Source organism: Catellatospora aurea (assembly GCF_042663325.1).
GTDB lineage: Bacteria > Actinomycetota > Actinomycetes > Mycobacteriales > Micromonosporaceae > Catellatospora > Catellatospora aurea.
On sequence record NZ_JBHTAC010000018.1, the window covers coordinates 122,782 to 140,856 of the forward strand.

Sequence of the window (18,075 nt, forward strand, 5' to 3'; positions counted from 1 at the left end):
CGCTCCTCCTGCGGCAACTCTTGAAGACTTGCGGCCTCCGAGTGACTCGGAGGCCGCAAGTCTTCAAGGGTCGCGCCGCGGGGGCGGCGGGGTCAGAAGAAGTCGTGGAGGACCGGGGTGGGGCCGGCGGTGGCGGCGGAGAGCAGGGGGTCGGCGACGGTTTCGCCGGTCAGCAGGCCGGCCCGGCGCAACGCCGACGGCGTGGCCGCGCCCGCGTACCAGGCGGCCAGACCGCGCGGGGTGAACCGGACGGCGCCGGAACCGCCGGGCTCCAGCCGCCCGCTGCCGCCGTCGAGCACCAATCGCCACGGACCCGCGTTCCGCGGGCACTCGGCGTCGGCGATCTCCAGGTCCACCGCCCCGCTCAGGTAACCCGGCCAGCCGCGGGCCGCGATCGCCGCGGGCGCGTCGACCAGGCGCAGCATCCACGGCTGGCGGCTGTCCACGGTGACCAGCGTCGTCGGGATCTCCAGCAGGGCCGGGTCGCCCTGGCCGAGCCGCAGCACGGTGGTCGGGGCGACACTCGCCCAGCCGCCGAACATGGCCAGCAGCGCCGTCGACGCCTGCGGCGTGGCCGCCACCAGGTCGTGCGCCGTCACCCTGGCCACCGGATCGGTGTTCGGACCGCGCACCCAGCTCGCGTAACCCTCCAGGTCGCCCGTCGCGCCCACGGCGACGGTGACGCCGTCGTAGGCGGCCAGGAACTTCTCCGGCGTGGTGTCGTAGAGCAGGCCGGAGCGCTCCATCATGCCGGTGCCGGACCTGGCCCAGTCGCGGTAGAGCGCCTGGACGGCGGGCACGTCCTCGCTGCTCGCCGGGCGCAGCGTGACCCCGGGGCCCGGCCGGATCGCCGCCAGCGCCGACGTCGGCACGCTGAGGTAGGTCAGCGCCCCGACCTCCTCCCAGCCCAGCCTGCGGTACGGATGCGGCGTCGACGGGAACAGCGCGCTGATCGCCGCGCCCCGCTCGCGCGCCCCGGCCAGCAGCCGCGTGAGCACCTGGCGGCCCAGTCCCCCGCGGCGCACCTCGGGGGCGACCGCGACGCCCGCGACGCCGGACGTGGGCACGATCCGACCGCCGAACCACTGGCCCTGCTCGCGGTCGACGGCCTTGGCGATCAGCCGGTCGCCGTCAAAGACGCCCCAGGCGACCCGGCCCGGGACGAGGCTGAAGTCCTCTGGTGGCGGGGACGCGTGATATCCGAACGCGACGCTGCCCAGCCGCCAGGCGGCGGGTCCGTCCTGCTCCTGCAGCTGCCTTACCTCGTAGACCATCCGGCCATCCTAGGGACGCCGGCCCGGCTCCGGCACCCGTTGACCGGGCGGGCCGGTGTAGGGCCGGCCCGCCCGGATCAGGGTGTCAGACCGTGATCCGGCCCGCGCCCGCGCCTGCGCTCACACTGGCCTTCACGCCGCCGGCGCTGTCCAGGGTGTACGAGTACGGGATGCCCGACACGCTGCCCCCGCCGCTCTCCGGGGACCCGGAGCCGGTGAAGTAGTTGTTGCGCTGCACGATCGCGCCGTCGGCGGAGTCGGCGTAACCGACCAGCGTGGGCTCGTCGACGCTCTCGAAGTAGTTGCCCTCGACGAGCACGCCCGCGCCCATGGTGGACGCGACGCCGTACTCGTTGCCCCGGTAGTAGTTGTTGTACACGTGCACCGGGTTGCCGAAGCGGACCCGCGGGTGGCGGGTGCCCGAACCGTCGAACCAGTTGTGGTGGTACGTCACCCGCAGGTGGCCGCGGTCCTCACTGGCGTTGTCGTCGCTGTGGCCGAGCAGCATGGACTTGTCGTGCCCGTACACCCGGTTCCAGGAGACCGTGACGTAGTCCGAGGCGCGCTTGACGTCGACCGCGCCGTCGTACCCGTTGGTGAAGCTGTTGTGGTCGATCCAGACCCGGGTCGAGTACTGGACGTTGATCGCGTCGTCGTTCCAGTCGCGGAACGAGATGTTGCGGATGATGACGTTGCTCGCGTTGGAGACGTTCAGGCCGCAGCCCGCGATCGTCGCGCCGGAGTTGCCGAGGATGGTCTTGTTCGACCCGACAGTGATCATGCCGGAGCAGGAGATCGTGCCGGAGATGCGCACGACTCGCGCGGTGCTGCCGGAGACGGCGCTGGACAGGGCCGACGAGCTGGTGACCGTGGTCGCCGAGGCGCTGCCGCCGCCGGTGGTGCCGCCGCCCTGGGTGGCCCAGCCGACCAGCCCGGTCTGCGAGCCGCCCCCGCCACCGCCACCGCCGCCGGAGCCGACCGCGATGAGCTGCCAGTGCTGGTTCCAGCCGTTGAGGTCGGCGTACTGGCTGATGATGCCGCCGTCGGCGGTGGACCACTCCCACACGTCGAGGGCCTTGCCGCTGTGCCGGTTGAGGAACTTCACGTAGCCGCTGTCGGTGTCGCGCACCGCGAAGTGCTGGCGGGTGGTGCCGTTGTCCGGGTTCTGCACCAGGGCAGTGCCGTCGTTGGCGTTCGGCAGTTCCAGGAACTTGCCGCTCTGGCGCGAGCGCAGCTTGTAGTAGCCGCTGCCGGCGTCGACGAACTGCCACTGCTGCTGGTAGCCGTCGTTGCGGGCCCACTGGACGATCGGGGCGCCGTCGGCGGTGCTGAAGTTGTACAGGTCGACGGCCTTGCCGCTGTGCCGGGACACGATGACGTACCAGGCGCCGGTGTCGATGGTGACGGCCTGGGCCGGTGCCGCGACGACCGCGCCGACCGCCGCGAGCGCGAGGGTCAGCGCCGCGACGAGTGCGGTTCGCAGTCGCCAGGAGCGGCGGGTTGTCGTCCGTGGAGTGGATGGGGACATCGGATGGACCTCCGAGTGTTGGCGCCGCGGGCGGCCTGGGCGAGCCGGCCCGCGGTGCAGGTGAGCGGATGCGGAAAGCGCTTTCCGTTCTCGGAACGTTAGTCGTGACGTCAAACTATGTCAATCGATATGGCATGCCAGCCTGCGTGTCCGGGCTCGGAACCGGAGGCCCGCCGACGAGGGTCCGCCGGGATCACCGACATCGGCGGACGTGGCAGCCGCCGCCTAGGCTGCACGCCATGAGTGACACGGGGATCCTGCTGTTCGCGCCGTGCGTGGCGGTCGTCGCGCTCACGGTCTACGCGCTCTTTCACACCGCCGCGCGGCGGCGCACGGACCCGCGCGATCCGGCCGTCGATCAGGCGATCATGGAGGCGGCCCTGCGGCGGGACGCGGAGCAGCGGGAGGCAGCGCGGACCGCCCGCTCCCGCCGGGCCGGACGGCGGATCGCCGAGCGCGGCACGCCGAGGCAGGCAGGCGGGTCCGCCCACGACGCCACCTTCGGCGGCCCGCTGTGAGCAGCCGCGGCGCTCAGCCGCGCAGACCCACGCAGTCGTGCGCCCAGAACGGGTCCGAGTAGACGAAGGTGCCGGTCATCCACGGCTCGTGCGCCGTCAGCGGGTACACCTGGAACCCCGGATCGGGGATGCGCAGCGAGGGTGAGCGGAAGTCCAGGCCGCTTGCCCGGACGAAGCCGTGCCGCGCGTAGTACCTCGGGTCGCCCTCCAGGAACACCAGCGGCACACCCGCGGCGTCGGCGGCCGCCAGCGCCGCGGCGACGAGCCGCCCGCCGAGGCCACGACGCTGATGATCAGGGTGTATGCCGAGCGGCGACAGGGTGTACACGTCGACCAGGCGGGCCGGGGCGTCCAACCGGCAGGCGCTGAGCATCACGTGCCCGACGATCCGGTCCTCGTCCGTCGCCACCAGCGAGACCACCGGCAGCGCGGCGGGAGCGGCCCGCAGCGCGTCGACCAGTCCGGGGACCCGGTCGCCGTCACCGAAGGCGAGGCCCTGCACCGCCCGCACCGCGCCGTGGTCGGCGGTGGTCTCGGCCCTGATCGCATAGTCCATGCTCGCGAACCTAGGAGCGGGCGCGCCCGGACCGCAACAGGTTTCCGGACGCCCAGGCCGGGCACGATTCCCTGGCGAGCGGGCCCCGCACGGGTAACATCCTTGCGTCTGTCCAACGTGCGCAAGGAGGCCACGGTGGTGCACGAGGTCCGCGGAGTCGTCGCCCGCTCGAAGAACGCGCCGGTCAGCATCGAAACGGTGCTGGTGCCCGACCCCGGTCCAGGGGAGGCGCTGGTGAAGGTGCAGGCCTGCGGGGTCTGCCACACCGACCTGCACTACCGGGAGGGCGGCATCAACGACGACTTCCCGTTCCTGCTCGGACACGAGGCCGCCGGGGTCGTGGAGGCCGTCGGCGCGGGCGTGACCGAGGTGGCCCCGGGCGACTACGTCGTCCTGAACTGGCGCGCCGTGTGCGGCCAGTGCCGCGCCTGCCGCAAGGGCAAGCCGTGGTACTGCTTCGCCACTCACAACGCCAAGCAGAAGATGACGCTGGCCGACGGCACCCCGCTGTCGCCCGCGCTGGGCATCGGCGCGTTCATCGAGAAGACGCTGGTCGCCGCCGGGCAGTGCACCAAGGTCGACCCGGCCGCGCCACCGGAGGTCGCCGGCCTGCTCGGCTGCGGCGTGATGGCCGGGCTGGGCGCGGTGCTGAACACGGGCGCGGTGACCCGCGGCGACACCGTCGCGGTGATCGGCTGCGGCGGCGTCGGCAACGCGGCCATCGCCGGGGCCCGGCTGGCCGGCGCGACCACGATCATCGGCGTCGACCTCGACGACCGCAAGCTCGCCTGGGCACAGCAGCTCGGCGCGACACACACCGTCAACGGCGGGCAGGCCGACGTCGTCGAGGCGATCCGCGAGCTGACCGGCGGCTTCGGCGCGGACGTGGTCGTCGACGCGGTCGGCCGCCCGGAGACCTACCGGCAGGCCTTCTACGCCCGGGACCTGGCGGGCACGGTGGTGCTGGTGGGCGTGCCCACCCCGGAGATGCAGCTGGAACTGCCGCTGCTGGACGTGTTCGGCCGCGGCGGCGCGCTCAAGTCCTCCTGGTACGGCGACTGCCTGCCCTCCCGCGACTTCCCCACCCTGCTCGCGCTGTATCTGCAGGGGCGGCTGGACCTGGCCGCGTTCGTGTCCGAGAAGATCGGGCTCGACGACGTCGAGGAGGCGTTCGCCAAGATGGGCCGCGGCGAGGTGCTGCGCTCGGTGGTGATGCTGTGACGGGCTCGGCACGCATCGAACGGGTGGTCACCTCGGGCACGTTCAGCCTGGACGGCGGCACCTGGGAGGTCGACAACAACGTCTGGCTCATCGGCAACGACAGCGACGTGCTCGTCGTCGACGCGGCGCACGACGCGGCCGCGATCATGGCGGCGGCCGGTGCGCGGCGGGTCGTCGCGATCGTGTGCACGCACGCGCACAACGACCACATCGACGCCGCGCCGGAGCTGGCCCGGCTGAGCGGTGCGCCGATCATGCTGCACCCCGACGACAGGGTGCTGTGGGACATGACCCACCCGGGCGTGGTGCCCGACCGGGACCTGACCGACGGCGACTGCCTGACCGTGGCCGGGGTCGAGCTGTGGGTGCACCACACACCGGGGCACGCGCCGGGCGCGGTGTGCCTGTACGCGCCGCAGCTGAACGCCCTGTTCTCCGGGGACACCCTGTTCCAGGGTGGGCCGGGCGCGACCGGCCGGTCCTACAGCGACTTCGGCACGATCATCGGCTCGATCCGCGACCGGCTGCTGACCCTGCCGCCGGAGACCGTGGTGTACACCGGGCACGGCGACACCACCACCATCGGGGCGGAGGCCCCGCACCTGGACGAGTGGCTGGCCCGCGGCCACTGAACACGGTTTTGTCCGTGCGGACGCCCACGAAACGGGCGTCCGCACGGCTGCCGGGTCAGTAACCCCAGCGGTTCTTCAGGTGCCGCCAGAAGTCGCGCAGCATCCACTTGTCGAACTCGGTGACGGCGGCCTGCGCGGCGGTCGCGACGAGGGTCCAGGCGGCCACGGCGGTCGCCACGGTCGCGGCCGGCGCCGCGCTCAGGGCACGGCGATGTCTGGTTTGCCCACCACGATGCAGGCCGAAAACCTTTCGGCAACCCGTGTGCTCAGCTCGCGGTGACGCGTCCGGACTCGACGGTGAGCATGCGGTTGGTCTGCACGGCCTGCAGCATCTGCCGGTCGTGGGTCACCAACAGCAACGTGCCGGTGTACGAGTCGAGCGCCTGCTCCAACTGCTCGATCGCGGGCAGGTCGAGGTGGTTGGTCGGCTCGTCGAGCACCAGCAGGTTCACCCCCGAGGCCTGCAGCAACGCCAGCGCGGCCCGGGTGCGCTCGCCCGGCGACAGCGTCGCGGCCGGACGCAGCACGTGTGCCGCGCGCAGCCCGAACTTGGCCAGCAGGGTGCGCACGTCGCCCGGGGCCAGCGCGGGCACCGCCGACTGGAACGCGTCCACGAGCGGCTGATGGCCGAGGAAACGGCCGCGTGCCTGGTCGATCTCGCCGACCACGACGCCGGGCCCGAGCGAGGCGGTGCCCGCGGCGAGCACCGCCCGGCCGAGCATGGCACGCAGCAGGGTGGACTTGCCGGAGCCGTTGGGGCCGGTCACGGCGACCCGGTCGGCCCAGTCGATGCGCAGGTCGACGGGCCCGAGCGTGAAGTCGCCCTGGCGTACGACCGCGTTGTTGAGGGTGGCGACCACCGCTCCGGCACGCGGGGCGGCGGCGATCTGCATGCGCAGCTCCCACTCCTTGCGCGGCTCGTCCACCTCCTCCAGCCGCTCGATCAGGCGCTCGGTCTGCCGGGCCTTGGCGGCCTGCTTCTCCGTCGACTCGGTGCGGAACGCCTTGCCCATCTTGTCGTTGTCGGGCGACTTGCGGCGGGCGTTCTTGACGCCCTTCTCCATCCACGCACGCTGCATGCGGGCCCGCGCGAGCAGGTCGTCCTTCTTGTCGGCGTACTCCTCGTAGGCCTCGCGGGCGTGCCTGCGGGCGACCTCCCGCTCGGCCAGGTAGACCTGGTAGCCGCCGCCGTACTGACGCACCTGCTGCTGGGCCAGGTCGAGTTCGACGACCCGGGTGACGGTGCGGGTGAGGAACTCGCGGTCGTGGCTGACCAGCACGGTGCCCGCGCGCAGCTCGCCGAGGAAACGCTCCAGCCGGTCCAGCCCGGCCAGGTCGAGGTCATTGGTCGGCTCGTCCAGCAGGAAGATGTCATACCGGCTGAGCAGCAGCGACGCCATGCCCGCGCGGGCGGCCTGGCCGCCGGACAGCGCCGTCATCGGGTGGTCGAGGCCGACGTCGAGGCCCAGCTCCGCGGCAACCGCCTCGGCCCGCTCGGGCAGGTCGGCCCCGCCGAGTTCGAGCCAGCGCTCCAGGGCCTCGCCGTAGCGGTCGTCGGCCCCGTCCGCGCCCTCGGCCAGCGCCAGCGCCGCGTCGTCCATCTCCTGCTGGGCCCGCGCCACACCGGTGCGGCGGGCGAGGAAGTCGCGCACCGTCTCGGCGGGACGCCGCTCGGGCTCCTGCGGCAGCAGCCCGACGTTGGCGGTCGGCGGGTTGAGGGAGATGCTGCCCTGCTCGGGTGTGGCCAGGCCGGCGAGCAGGCGCAGCAGCGTGGACTTGCCGGCCCCGTTCACGCCGACCAGGCCGACCACCTCACCGGGCGCGACGACCAGATCGAGTTCGCTGAACAGGACCCGCTCGCCGTGCCCGGCGGACAGGCCACGGGCCACCAAAGTCGCGCTCATGCCTGTTCCTCGCTCCGCTCGTCACAGGCATGTCCCGAGCCCATGGTCCGCTCATTCATGCCTTGCTCCCGCACACCGCCGAAGCGTACCGCCCTGGTCACCGGCCCCGGCCGGGCACGGGAGTCAGCCCACGACCTCGTGCAGGTAGCACCAGCGCCAGTCCTCGCCCGGCTCGAACGACTGGATGACCGGGTGCCCGACCTCGTGGAAGTGCGCGGTGGCGTGCTTGTGCGGGGAGGAGTCGCAGCAGCCGATGTGCCCGCAGTTCAGGCAGCGGCGCAGGTGCACCCAGGTGGTGCCGTCGCGCAGGCACTCCTCGCAGCCGTCGGCGCGGGCCGCCGGGTCGTCGGCGTTCTTCAGGTCCTCACAGCTCATGCCTGCTCCTCGTTCACGCGGGTCGGTCCATCCGTTCCAGCATCGACTCTTCCAGGTCCATGTCGCGTTGTGCGCGCACGAGCACGTCCTCCGGGATCCGGCCGGCGTCGCGGGCGGCGCGGAACACGGCCCGCTCGGCCTCCAGCATCTCCCGGCGCAGCCGGACGTAGACGGCGGATGGCGTTTCCCGGTCGGCGCCCAGCCGCTCCCATACCGCGTTGGAGCGGCGCTCGGTGAGCAGGCGCAGCTTGTCCACCACCTCCGGGGAGGCGGTGTCGGCGAGGCTCTCCAGCCGCTCGCGGGCGGCCTTGCTGGCCTGCTGCTGCGCCTGCGCCTCGGCGAGGATGTCCCGGGTCGGGTCGTCGGCCTGGACCTTCAGCATCCGGGCCACCATCGGCAGGGTCATGCCCTGCAGCACGAGGGTGCCGACGATGACCGCGAAGGCCAGCCACACGAACAGCGCCCGCGGGTAGGGCATGCGGCCCGCGAGCACGGCGGGCAGCGCCAGCGCGGTGGCCAGGGTGACCACGCCGCGCATGCCGGCCCAGGAGATCACGGTCGCCCCGGTGAAGTCGATGCCGGTGCCGTGGCGGCGCACCATGGGCAGCAACCGCACCAGGTACGCGACCGGATACATCCAGGCGAACCGGGCGATGATCACGGTCGCCAGCACCGCCAGGGTCAGCCCCGCCACCTCGGCGAAGGGGGTGTTCAGGTCGGCCAGCACCTCGCGCAGTTGCAGGCCGACGACCAGGAACACCAGTCCTTCCAGCATGAAGGTGATCATGCGCCAGAACGCGCCCATCTGCAGGCGCGACGCGGCTGACATCAGCGTCGGCATGCGGTGGCCCAGGTAGAGACCGGCCACCACGACGGCGACCACGGCCGAGGCGTGGATGAGTTCCGCGACGACGGTCACCGCGAACGGCGTGAGCAGCGAGATCGAGTTGTCGATCAGCGGGTCGCGGGTGCGCCGGTGCAGGAACGCGGCGGTGAGCGCCCCCAGCGCGCCGACCAGCACGCCGCCGCCGGCCGCCAGCATCACCTGCTGGGCCACCGCCATCGGGCCGACCGCGGTGCCGATCGCGACCACGACGGTGACCCGGAAGATGACCAGCGCGGTGGCATCGTTGAGCAGGCTCTCGCCTTCGAGGATGGTCACCAGCCGGCGGGGCAGGCCGATGCGTTTGGCGATGGCGGTGGCCGCGACGGCGTCCGGCGGCGCGACCACCGCGCCGAGCGCCAGGCAGGCGGCGAGCGGCACCTGGGGCAGCAACGCGTGCACGAGCAGTCCGACCGCGACCGCGGTGAAGATGACCAGGCCGACGGCGAGCAGCAGGATCGAGCGGATGTTGTGCCGGAACGCCGGCACCGAGGTCTCCAGCGCGGCGACGTACAGCAGCGGCGGCAGGACGCCGATGAGCACGACCTCCGGCTCCAGCACCACGACCGGGAAGCCGGGGATCAGCGCCAGGGCCAGGCCCACCACCACCAGCACGATCGGGTTGAGCAGGTTGTACCGGCGCGACAGCGCGGAGACCGCGACGACGATCACGGTCAGCACGACGGCCACCACGAGGGCATTCACGTGTCAGAGCCTATGGCGCGGCAGCGCCCGGTACGCATATGTCCACGGTCACCGCGCCCATCCGGCGCGATCGAGCACGAATCTCCGCTGCTGACGGCGTTGCGCCGGGCACTGACCGGCCGGTAGGTAAGATTTCCCTCCCACAAAATGGGAAACATGCAGGATATCGCATGGGTTCACCCGATGTTCATCCTTCCCTGCCGACCGGTCAGGCGATCCCGCGCACCGCCCGGTTACCGCCCCCGATGGGCGTTCTACCTGCCGGTCGGTAGGCAGGCTAAATGAACTCCCGGTGAAAGCACCCCTGACCTGCCGCCCGGCAAGGCGTTTGCCCTGATCACGGCGTTGACCATGTCTCGCCGGCGGAGGTTTGATCGGCCTGTTCCGCTTGATCAGCCATTCGTTGGGAGGAGGGTGTTCGATGCAGGAGACCGCTCGTGCCATCGGCCACCGGCTGCGGATCACCACCACCATGTTCAGCCTGATGCTGTTCCTGGTCGCCGGGCTCACCGTCATGGCGCAACCGCAGCGGGCGTCGGCCGTGCAGCTCACCGAACCGGTTTCGGTGTCCACGCAGGAATCGACCACGTCCGCACTGGACGGCGGCAAGCGCTGCTGGAAGCAGACCTACCGCTGGCACCACCGCACGTACAAGAAGTGGGTCTGCAAGTACAGCCACCACTACAAGAGGCACTACAAGAAGAACTACCACCACAAGAAGTACAACAACCACGGCAACAACCACCACGGGTACAGCAACCACCGTTGAGGATCACCCGTCCCGGGCCGGCGGCCCCGACCGCCGGCCCACCCGTACCCTGCGGACCCCGCCGCGGTGGCACGATGGCCGGATGCCTGACATGGAACTGCTGCCGGCCACCAGCCGCGCCCTGCTGCACCGCCTCGCCACCGCCCAGGCCGAGGGGCGTGTCCCGTCCCTGGTCGGCGCCATCGTCCGCGATGGCGCACCCGTGTGGACCGGCGGTCGCGGCCTCGTCGGCGGGCAGCCCCCGACGACCGACACGCAGTACCGCATCGGCTCGCTCACCAAGACCTTCGTCGCCGTGCTGGTCATGCGCCTGCGCGACGAGGGCCGCCTCGACCTGGCCGACCCGCTGGGCACGCACCTGCCCGCCTCTCCCCCCGCCGCCGCCGGGCTGACCGTCGCCCAGTTGCTCGCGCACACCGCCGGCCTGCCGTCGGAGACCCCGGCCCCGTGGTGGGAGCGCACCGACGGCGGCGTACGCCCCGAGCTGGCCGACCTGATCGACGCCGACCCCGTCAAGCACCCCGCCGGACGGGTCTTCCACTACTCGAACCCCGGCTTCGCGCTGCTCGGCGCGCTCGTCGAGCTGCTGCGCGGCAAGCCGCTGGAGCAGGTGCTCACCGAGGAGATCCTCACCCCGCTCGGCATGACCCGCACCTCGCTGCTGCCGCAGGCACCGCACGCCGACGGCTGGGCCGTGCACCCGTGGGCCGACGTCCTGCTGCCCGAGCCCGCCACCGACACCGGCCTGATGGCCCCGGCCGGGCAGCTGTGGTCCACCGTCGAGGACCTGTGCCGCTTCGCCGCGTTCCTGGGCGCGGGCGACCCGGCGGTGCTGGCCGAGGCGAGCCTGGCGCAGATGCGCGTCCCGGCGTCCCCGCTCGACGGCCCCGTCTGGGACCTGAGCTACGGCCTGGGCATGCAGCTCAAGAACGACGGCGGCCGGATGCTGTCCGGGCACACCGGCTCGATGCCCGGCTTCCTGTGCACGGTGTGGGTCAGCCCCGCCGACCGGCTGGGCGGCGTCGTGCTGGCCAACGCGACCTCGGGCATCTCCATCGGGGCGCTGGCCGCCGACCTGGTGCGCATCACCGCCGAGCACGAGCCGCGCATCCCGGACACGTGGACCCCGCTGGAGACCTACGACCCTGCGCTGCTGGACCTGGCCGGCCCCTGGTACGTGGGACCCGCCCCCGCGCTGATCCGGCTGCGCGCCGACGGCGACCTGGAGTTCGGGCCGCTGACCGGGGCAGGGCGCAGTTCCCGGATGAAGGCGCGGGGCGACGGCACGTGGCTCGGGCTGGAGGGTTATTACGCGGGCGAGACGCTGCGTGTGGTGCGCGACGCCGCGGGCGCGGTGACCCATCTGGACCTGGGCAGTTTCGTGCTCACCCGGCAGCCGTACGGTTCGGACACCGTCCCCGGCGGCGTCGACCCGCTGGGCTGGCGCGGCGGCCCCGCGTAGGGTCGGGGCCATGGATCAGCTGGAACCGCTGCCGACGGACTGGACCCGCGCCCTCGCCATCGCCGCCCACCCCGACGACCTCGAATACGGGGTGTCCGGGGCGGTGGCCGGGTGGACCGCGGCGGGCAAGGACGTGCGCTACGCCCTGGTCACCCGCGGCGAGGCCGGCATCGACAACCTCCCGCCGGAGGAGTGCGGGCCGCTGCGCGAGGCCGAGCAGCGTGCGGCCTGCGCCGAGGTCGGCGTGTCCGAGCTGGAGTTCCTCGGCCACGCCGACGGCGTCGTCGAGTACGGCCTCGCCCTGCGCCGGGACCTGGCCGCGGCGATCCGCCGCCACACGCCCGACCTGGTGGTCACCGCGAACTTCCACGACACGTGGCCGGGCGGCGGCTGGAACTCCCCCGACCACCGCAACGTGGGCCGGGCGGTCATGGACGCGGTCGGCGACGCGGGCAACCGGTGGATCTTCCCGGAGCTGATCGAGCAGGGACTGGCCCCGTGGGGCGGCGTGCGCTACGTCGCCGTCGGCGGCTCGCCGCAGGCCACCCACGCCGTCGACATCACCGACACGCTGGACCGGGCCGTGGCGTCCCTCGACGCGCACCACGCCTACCTGGCCGGGCTCGGCGACAACCCGATGGCCGACACGCGGGCCTTCCTGGAGTGGATGGCCGACCTGACCGCGCCGCGCTTCGGCGGCCGGCGCGCGGCGGCCTTCGAGCTGCACCGGATGTGACGGGCCGGCCGGGTCGCGCGCCGCGGCCCGGCCGGCCTACCCGGGCGAGTTCACCGGCGACCGGACCCGGCCGCGGGCAGGGGTGGACCTAGGTCGTCACGGCTGGGCCTGGCGCTGGGTCGCGGCGACGGCCAGTTCCACGCGGGAGGTCAGGCCGAGTTTGGCCAGGATGCTCGACACGTGCGACTGCACCGTGCGCCGGGACAGGAACAGCTGCGCGGCGACGTCCGGGTTGGACATGCCGGTCGCGACCAGCTCGGCCACGGTGCGCTCGGTGTCGGTGAGCGCGTCCCAGCCGTGTTTGGGACGGCCCCGGCGGCCACGTGCCCCGTCGCGCACTCCGGCGTCGCGCAGCCGGGCGCGGGCCCGCGCCATGTCCCAGCTCGCCTCCAGCCGGCCGTAGCCGTCCAGCGCCTGCTGGAGCGCCTCCCGCGCGCCCGCCTGGTCACCGGCGGCGGCCAGGGCCAGCGCGGCCGACTCGTGCGCGTACGCCTCGTACAGCGGCCAGCCCGCCCGCCGGAACGCGTCCACCGCGGCACGCATCGGCGCGACGCCGCCCTCGGCGAGACCCCGGCAGTACGCGGCGCAGCCGGCCAGGCTCGGCGTGGGCTGCACGGAGGCGATCGTGTGCAGGTCGTCGGCGAGCGCCCGCGCGTCGCCGGGCACCCCGGCCGCGACGGTGTTGCGCGCCAGGTCGGGGCAGACCCGGTACATCATGCGCCGGGCTTCGAGCCCGTCGGCCTGCTCCCACATCGGCCGCAGCAACCCGGCGGCGCGCTTCGGGTCGCCCTGCGCCTCGGCGGCCAGCGCCTGCGCCCAGCGGACCAGGTAGCGGCCGTCGGCCTCCCCGGCGTCGGCGGGCAGTTCCGCGCCCGGGGCATCACCGCGGTGCACGGCGATCAGGTCCGCCATGGCCAGCAGCCGCGGCTCGTGCCCGAGCGGATCCGGTCCGTCGAGGCCGCTGCGCACCTCGGCCAGCGCGTCGTCCCAGCGCCCCTGCAGGAAGCGGATGTGCGCGCGCACCGCGTGCGCGGTCGTCAGGAACACCCCGCCGGTGCGCTGGTTGTGGCGCACCGCGGTCGCGACGGCCTCGTCGGCCTCGTCGAGGCGGTCCAGCTCCATCAGGCAGATGCCCTTCAGCACGTACGGGTCCACCTGCAGGTCCGGGCGGATGCCGTGGCCCAGGTGGGACAGGGCCAGCTCGGTCAGCGCCAGCGACGCGGCCATGTCGTCCTTGGCCAGGCCCACGCCCTTGGCGAGGTAGCCGATGCCGATGCCCTCGGCGTCCCCGGCCGCCTCGCCGTCCGCGACGGCCCGGTCCGCGACCGTCACCGCCTCGTCGAACCGGTCCAGCAGGAACAGGCAGATCGCGGCGATGCCGTGGAACCGCGCGGCCTGCCCGACCGAGGTGTCCGGCGAGTCCACCGCCGGCTCGGTGGCGTCGATCGCCTCCTGCAGCCGTCCCTGGCGGTAGCAGGCCTGGACCAGCAGCCACCGCAGGTCGGGCGCGCAGGCGGCGTCGCCGTCGAAGGACAGCGCGGCGCGGGCGGCCCGTTCGGCCTGCACGGGGTCCCCGTCCCAGAGCAATGCCCGGACCAGGTGCGTACGCAGCGCCGGGCTCGCCTGCGCCGGGTCGGCCGTGGCCCGGCGCAGCAGCCGCACCGCCAGGTCGGGGGCGCGTACGGTCAGCGCGTCGGCGTTCGCGGCCAGCCACTGCCGCCCGTCGGCGTCGAGGTCGCCCCCGGCCAGCAGGTGCGCGGCCACCCGCTCGGGCGCGCCGTCCCGGCCGGTCAGCATCCGCCCAGCGCGCTGGTGCAACGCGGTCCGCACCGCCTGCGGCACGCTGCGGTCGAGCAGCTCGCGGGCCAGGCCCTGGCGGAACCGGAGGCACTGCCCGTCGTCGACGAGCAGGCCGGTGGCCACCGCGTCGGCGATCACCTCGGACACCGACATCAGCGGCCGGTCGAGCACCGCGGACAGCTCGGCGACGTCGACGGTCAGCCCGAGCACCGCGGCGGCCTGCAGGGTCTCCCGGTACTCGCGCGGCATCTGGGCGGCCTGGCCGCGCGCCAGGTCGACCAGCGGCTGCGGCGCCGCGGGCGGGTCGCCGGGACCGGTGAACTCGGCTTCTCCGCCCTCGACCTGGATCGACCCGTCGGCGAGGTACGCCCCCAGCAGGGTCTTGACGTGCATCGGGTTGCCGCCGTACGCCCGCAGCACGCCCCGCAGCCGCGGACCCGGCGGCGCGCCGAGGCGTGCCGTGGCCAGCGCGACGACCGCGGGCTCGGGCAGGGCTTCCAGCCGCAGCTCCAGCGCGCCCTGGGCGAGCAGGCCCCGTTGCAGGCTGTTCAGCGCCTCGCCCTGGGCCAGCGCGCGAGCGGCGACGACGAGCAGCAGCGGCTCCTGCCCGATGTCGCGGGCGAGCCGGTGCAGCAGCACCATGCTGGACGCGTCGGCCCACTGGGCGTCGTCGAGCAGGATCGCGACCGGGCCGCGGCTGAGCCAGCGGTCGGCCAGCGCCAGCAACTCCTCGGTGACCGCGAGCTCGTGGTGCAGGGCGGTGACGCTGCGGGCCAGCGCGTCGCGGCCGCGCAGCAGGTCGATCACCCGGTCGAGGTCGTCGTCGCGGCCCACGTGCGCCCGTGCGACGGCCGACATGGCCGCGAACGGCAGACGCTGCTCGACGTCGGCGGCGGCGCCGTACAGCACCCGCATGCCCAGCGCCGCGCACTGCTCGGCGAGGCGGTCCAGCAGCATGGTCTTGCCCAGGCCGACGGCCCCTTCCAGGACCACCGCGTTGCCGTGCCCGGCGGCAGCCCGCCGCGCGGCGGCGCGCAGCTGCTCGCACTCCGCGGTCCGGTCCACCAGGTCCGGCCGATCGGCCTCCACGTGATCAAGACTAACGGCCCACCCACCGCCCCATCCTCGATCACCTCACCCGCCCAACCCCGTTTTTATCGACGTTGGCCTATCACATCGAAATCCGCCCTCGGATTCGATGAGATAGGCCAACGTCTGCTGAAGTGGGTAACAGGGCCGGGCGGGAGTCAGCGGGCGGCGGTGTCCCCGTGCCGCGCGGTGCCCGCGGCGACCGGCTGGCGGCGGGACCTGGCGGCGGCGAGCTGCACCGGCGCGCCGGGAGCGGCCAGCGCGTCCTGCTGCTGGCGCTCGTACAGGTAGGAGGACATGGCGTAGAAGAAGGTGATGACGCCGAGCATCTCGCACAGCTCCTCGACGGACGCCGCGAGCAGGTACTCCATGTACCCGGTGCCGGGCGCGACGTTGCCGCTGACGTCCCGGCCGACGAACGCTCCGACGACCTCCATGCCGACCGCGCCGAGCACGAACAGCACACCGCCGCCCGCCACCAGCAGGCGGGTGCGCATCGGCAGGTGGAACAGGAACTTCAGGTAGGACACGCAGAAGACCAGCACGAACGGCGCGGCGACCACGATCCACGACAGGTAGGACGCCTTGCCCAGGTTGACCAGGCCCATCTTGCGGCTCATCTCGTGCATCTGCGTGATCTCGTCCATGGACAGGAACGCGAAGACGACCGACAGGATCCGCCAGTGCTTGGCGTACTTCTCGCCCCGTGCGGCGACGTTGTTCGCGATCTCCCACAGCACGTACGCGGCGAGCAGCAGCAGTGCGCCGGAGAACCAGGTCGGGAGGTTCTTCTCCTTGTCCACGTTGAAGAACGTGGTCCACCAGGCGAAGGCGGGGATCACGTTGTGGTGGCCCAGCCCGTGGTAGAGGTAGTTGCCGCCGAGGCTGAGCACGTGCAGGCCGGCGACGAAGCACAGCAGGAAGCGCACGAGCGTGCGGGGAGTCGGCAGGTTGATTCTCATCGCGGGCCCTATTCGACGGTGGACCGCCCGGTGCGGACCGGGAGGCATGGCTGCCGAATATAACGGTCGAAATCGCCCAAACGATTCTTGACTTCGCGAAATTCATGCGGCTGCCCCTCGCATACACGAGGCGCGGCCCGGCTCCTGCCGTGACCGCGCCCCGATGATCCGAACCGGCCCGTCAGGTCAGGCCGTTGCGGCCGATGACCTCGGCGTACCAGTGGGCACTGTCCTTGGGCAGGCGGCGCTGGGTGGCGTAGTCGACGTGCACCAGCCCGAAGCGCTTGCCGTAGCCGTACCCCCACTCGTAGTTGTCCAGCAGCGACCAGGCGAGGTATCCGCGCAGGTCGGCCCCGCCCTCGATGGCCGCGTGCGCCGCCCGCAGGTGCCCGTCGAGGTACGCGATGCGCTCGTCGTCGGCCACCCGGTCGCCCTCCACCACGTCGGTGTAGGCCGCGCCGTTCTCGGTGACCATGAGCGGCACGCCCGGGTAGTCCGCCGCCAGCCGCAGCAGCAGGTCGGACAGGCCGGTCGGGTCCACCGGCCAGTCCATCGCCGTCACCGGCGCGCTCTGGGTCACGAACTCGACGCCCTCGCTGCCGGGGTGCGCCTGCCCGCTGTGCGCGCCGACCTGGGCCCGGACCAGCGCCGGCTGGTAGTAGTTCACGCCCAGCAGGTCGATCGGGGCGGCGATGAGCGACTCGTCACCGGCCTGGATCACCGCTGCCGCACCGAACCGCTCGAACAGCGCGAGCATGTCCTGCGGGTAGCGCCCGCGCAGCGCCGGGTCCAGGAACAGCCGGTTCTGCAGCCCGTCGATGAGCCGGGCCGCCGCCTGGTCGTGCGGGTCGGCGGGGGTGAGCGGCCGGACGTCGGTGAGGTTCAGCGTCAGCGACACCTCCCGCGCCCCGCCCGCCCGCAGCGCCCGCGCCGCGAGGCCGTGCCCGAGCATCAGGTGGTGCACCGCCTCGAACGTGGCCTGCGGATCCTGCCGGCCCGGCGCGTGCACGCCGCTGCCGTAGCCGAGGAACGCCGAGCACCACGGCTCGTTGAGCGTGGTCCAGGTGCGCACCCGGTCGCCGAGCCGCGCGATGGTCGCGGTGGCGAGGTCGGCGAGGTAGTAGGCGGTGTCGCGGTTGGTCCAGCCGCCCCGGTCTTCGAGGACCTGTGGCAGGTCCCAGTGGTAGAGGGTGACCATCGGGTCGATGCCCTTGTCGAGCAGCTCGTCGACGAGCCGGTCGTAGAAGTCCAGGCCGCGCGAGTTGACCGGGCCGGAGCCGTCGGGTTTGATGCGTGGCCAGGCGACCGAGAACCGGTAGGTCCCGAGCCCGAGCCGCTTCATCAGGGCGACGTCGTCCCGGTAGCGGAAGTAGTGCTCGCAGGCGACGTCACCGGAGTGGCCCTCGAACACCTTGCCGGGCGTACGGGCGAAGGTGTCCCAGATGGACGGGGTGCGCCCGTCGTCGGCCGCCGCTCCCTCGATCTGGTACGACGCGGTCGCCGCGCCCCAGCGGAACCCGGCCGGGAAACGCACCGCCGCGGTTCCGGTGAGCTGCTCCTCGGTAGTGGCCAGCGTCATGACTTCACCGCTCCCTGCATGATGCCGCCGATGATGTACTTGCCGAGCAGCGCGAACACGATCACCAGCGGGATCGTGGCGA

15 protein-coding genes are annotated in these 18,075 nt (G+C 72.8%); 6 read left to right on the top strand and 9 right to left on the bottom strand.

The genetic code is table 11. From position 1 onward, the window contains the following. Nucleotides 1-92: 92 nt before the first annotated feature. Nucleotides 93-1,274: a GNAT family N-acetyltransferase gene (locus ACFQO7_RS19545; protein WP_376807686.1), complete on the bottom strand. Its 1,182-nt coding sequence runs from the start codon at nt 1,272-1,274 to the stop codon at nt 93-95. Between the two features lie 85 nt (nt 1,275-1,359). After that, entirely contained in the window at nt 1,360-2,802 is a 1,443-nt protein-coding gene (locus tag ACFQO7_RS19550) for an RICIN domain-containing protein (RefSeq protein WP_376807687.1), read from the bottom strand. A gap of 239 nt (nt 2,803-3,041) precedes the next feature. Here ACFQO7_RS19550 and ACFQO7_RS19555 point away from each other — a divergent pair, with 239 nt between their 5' ends. Continuing rightward, on the top strand, nt 3,042-3,320 hold the full coding sequence (locus tag ACFQO7_RS19555) for a hypothetical protein (protein WP_376807688.1): 279 nt from the start codon (nt 3,042-3,044) through the stop codon (nt 3,318-3,320). Between the two features lie 13 nt (nt 3,321-3,333). On the opposite strand, the gene ACFQO7_RS19560 is transcribed toward ACFQO7_RS19555, so the two are convergent. Then, nucleotides 3,334-3,876, bottom strand: coding sequence for a GNAT family N-acetyltransferase (locus ACFQO7_RS19560; RefSeq protein WP_376807689.1), 543 nt, complete (start codon nt 3,874-3,876; stop codon nt 3,334-3,336). A 135-nt stretch (nt 3,877-4,011) separates the two neighbouring features. Here ACFQO7_RS19560 and ACFQO7_RS19565 point away from each other — a divergent pair, with 135 nt between their 5' ends. Both ACFQO7_RS19565 and ACFQO7_RS19570 read left to right on the top strand, forming a co-directional pair. Further along, nucleotides 4,012-5,097, top strand: coding sequence for an S-(hydroxymethyl)mycothiol dehydrogenase (locus ACFQO7_RS19565; protein ID WP_376807701.1), 1,086 nt, complete (start codon nt 4,012-4,014; stop codon nt 5,095-5,097). Next, complete coding sequence (locus tag ACFQO7_RS19570; protein ID WP_376807690.1) at nt 5,094-5,729, top strand: MBL fold metallo-hydrolase; 636 nt, start codon at nt 5,094-5,096, stop codon at nt 5,727-5,729. The genes ACFQO7_RS19565 and ACFQO7_RS19570 overlap by 4 nt, the downstream gene beginning before the upstream one ends. A gap of 266 nt (nt 5,730-5,995) precedes the next feature. On the opposite strand, the gene ACFQO7_RS19575 is transcribed toward ACFQO7_RS19570, so the two are convergent. The 3 genes from ACFQO7_RS19575 to ACFQO7_RS19585 form a co-directional block, all read right to left on the bottom strand. Next, the gene (locus ACFQO7_RS19575; RefSeq protein ID WP_376807691.1) at nt 5,996-7,633 is read right to left on the bottom strand and encodes an ABC-F family ATP-binding cassette domain-containing protein; all 1,638 of its coding nucleotides are present in this window, start codon (nt 7,631-7,633) and stop codon (nt 5,996-5,998) included. Between the two features lie 123 nt (nt 7,634-7,756). After that, entirely contained in the window at nt 7,757-8,008 is a 252-nt protein-coding gene (locus ACFQO7_RS19580; RefSeq protein ID WP_360541365.1) for a UBP-type zinc finger domain-containing protein, read from the bottom strand. A 13-nt stretch (nt 8,009-8,021) separates the two neighbouring features. Next, nucleotides 8,022-9,596 carry a Na+/H+ antiporter gene (locus ACFQO7_RS19585; protein WP_376807692.1) on the bottom strand — a complete coding sequence of 525 codons (1,575 nt, stop codon included), beginning with the start codon at nt 9,594-9,596 and terminating at the stop codon, nt 8,022-8,024. A 421-nt stretch (nt 9,597-10,017) separates the two neighbouring features. On the opposite strand from ACFQO7_RS19585, the gene ACFQO7_RS19590 reads away from it, so the two are divergent. The 3 genes from ACFQO7_RS19590 to ACFQO7_RS19600 all read left to right on the top strand — a co-directional run bounded on the left by ACFQO7_RS19590 (nt 10,018) and on the right by ACFQO7_RS19600 (nt 12,563). Beyond that, the gene (locus tag ACFQO7_RS19590; protein WP_376807693.1) at nt 10,018-10,365 is read left to right on the top strand and encodes a hypothetical protein; all 348 of its coding nucleotides are present in this window, start codon (nt 10,018-10,020) and stop codon (nt 10,363-10,365) included. Nucleotides 10,366-10,447: 82 nt separating this feature from the next. Further along, complete coding sequence (locus tag ACFQO7_RS19595; protein ID WP_376807694.1) at nt 10,448-11,827, top strand: serine hydrolase domain-containing protein; 1,380 nt, start codon at nt 10,448-10,450, stop codon at nt 11,825-11,827. Nucleotides 11,828-11,837: 10 nt separating this feature from the next. Then, complete coding sequence (locus tag ACFQO7_RS19600; RefSeq protein WP_376807695.1) at nt 11,838-12,563, top strand: PIG-L deacetylase family protein; 726 nt, start codon at nt 11,838-11,840, stop codon at nt 12,561-12,563. Between the two features lie 96 nt (nt 12,564-12,659). On the opposite strand, the gene ACFQO7_RS19605 is transcribed toward ACFQO7_RS19600, so the two are convergent. The 3 genes from ACFQO7_RS19605 to ACFQO7_RS19615 all read right to left on the bottom strand — a co-directional run bounded on the left by ACFQO7_RS19605 (nt 12,660) and on the right by ACFQO7_RS19615 (nt 17,993). Further along, entirely contained in the window at nt 12,660-15,452 is a 2,793-nt protein-coding gene (locus ACFQO7_RS19605) for an ATP-binding protein (RefSeq protein WP_376807696.1), read from the bottom strand. A gap of 158 nt (nt 15,453-15,610) precedes the next feature. Next, complete coding sequence (locus ACFQO7_RS19610; RefSeq protein ID WP_376807697.1) at nt 15,611-16,414, bottom strand: hypothetical protein; 804 nt, start codon at nt 16,412-16,414, stop codon at nt 15,611-15,613. 181 nt (nt 16,415-16,595) lie between these two features. Beyond that, nucleotides 16,596-17,993: a GH1 family beta-glucosidase gene (locus ACFQO7_RS19615; protein WP_376807698.1), complete on the bottom strand. Its 1,398-nt coding sequence runs from the start codon at nt 17,991-17,993 to the stop codon at nt 16,596-16,598. Between the last annotated feature and the right edge of the window lie 82 nt (nt 17,994-18,075).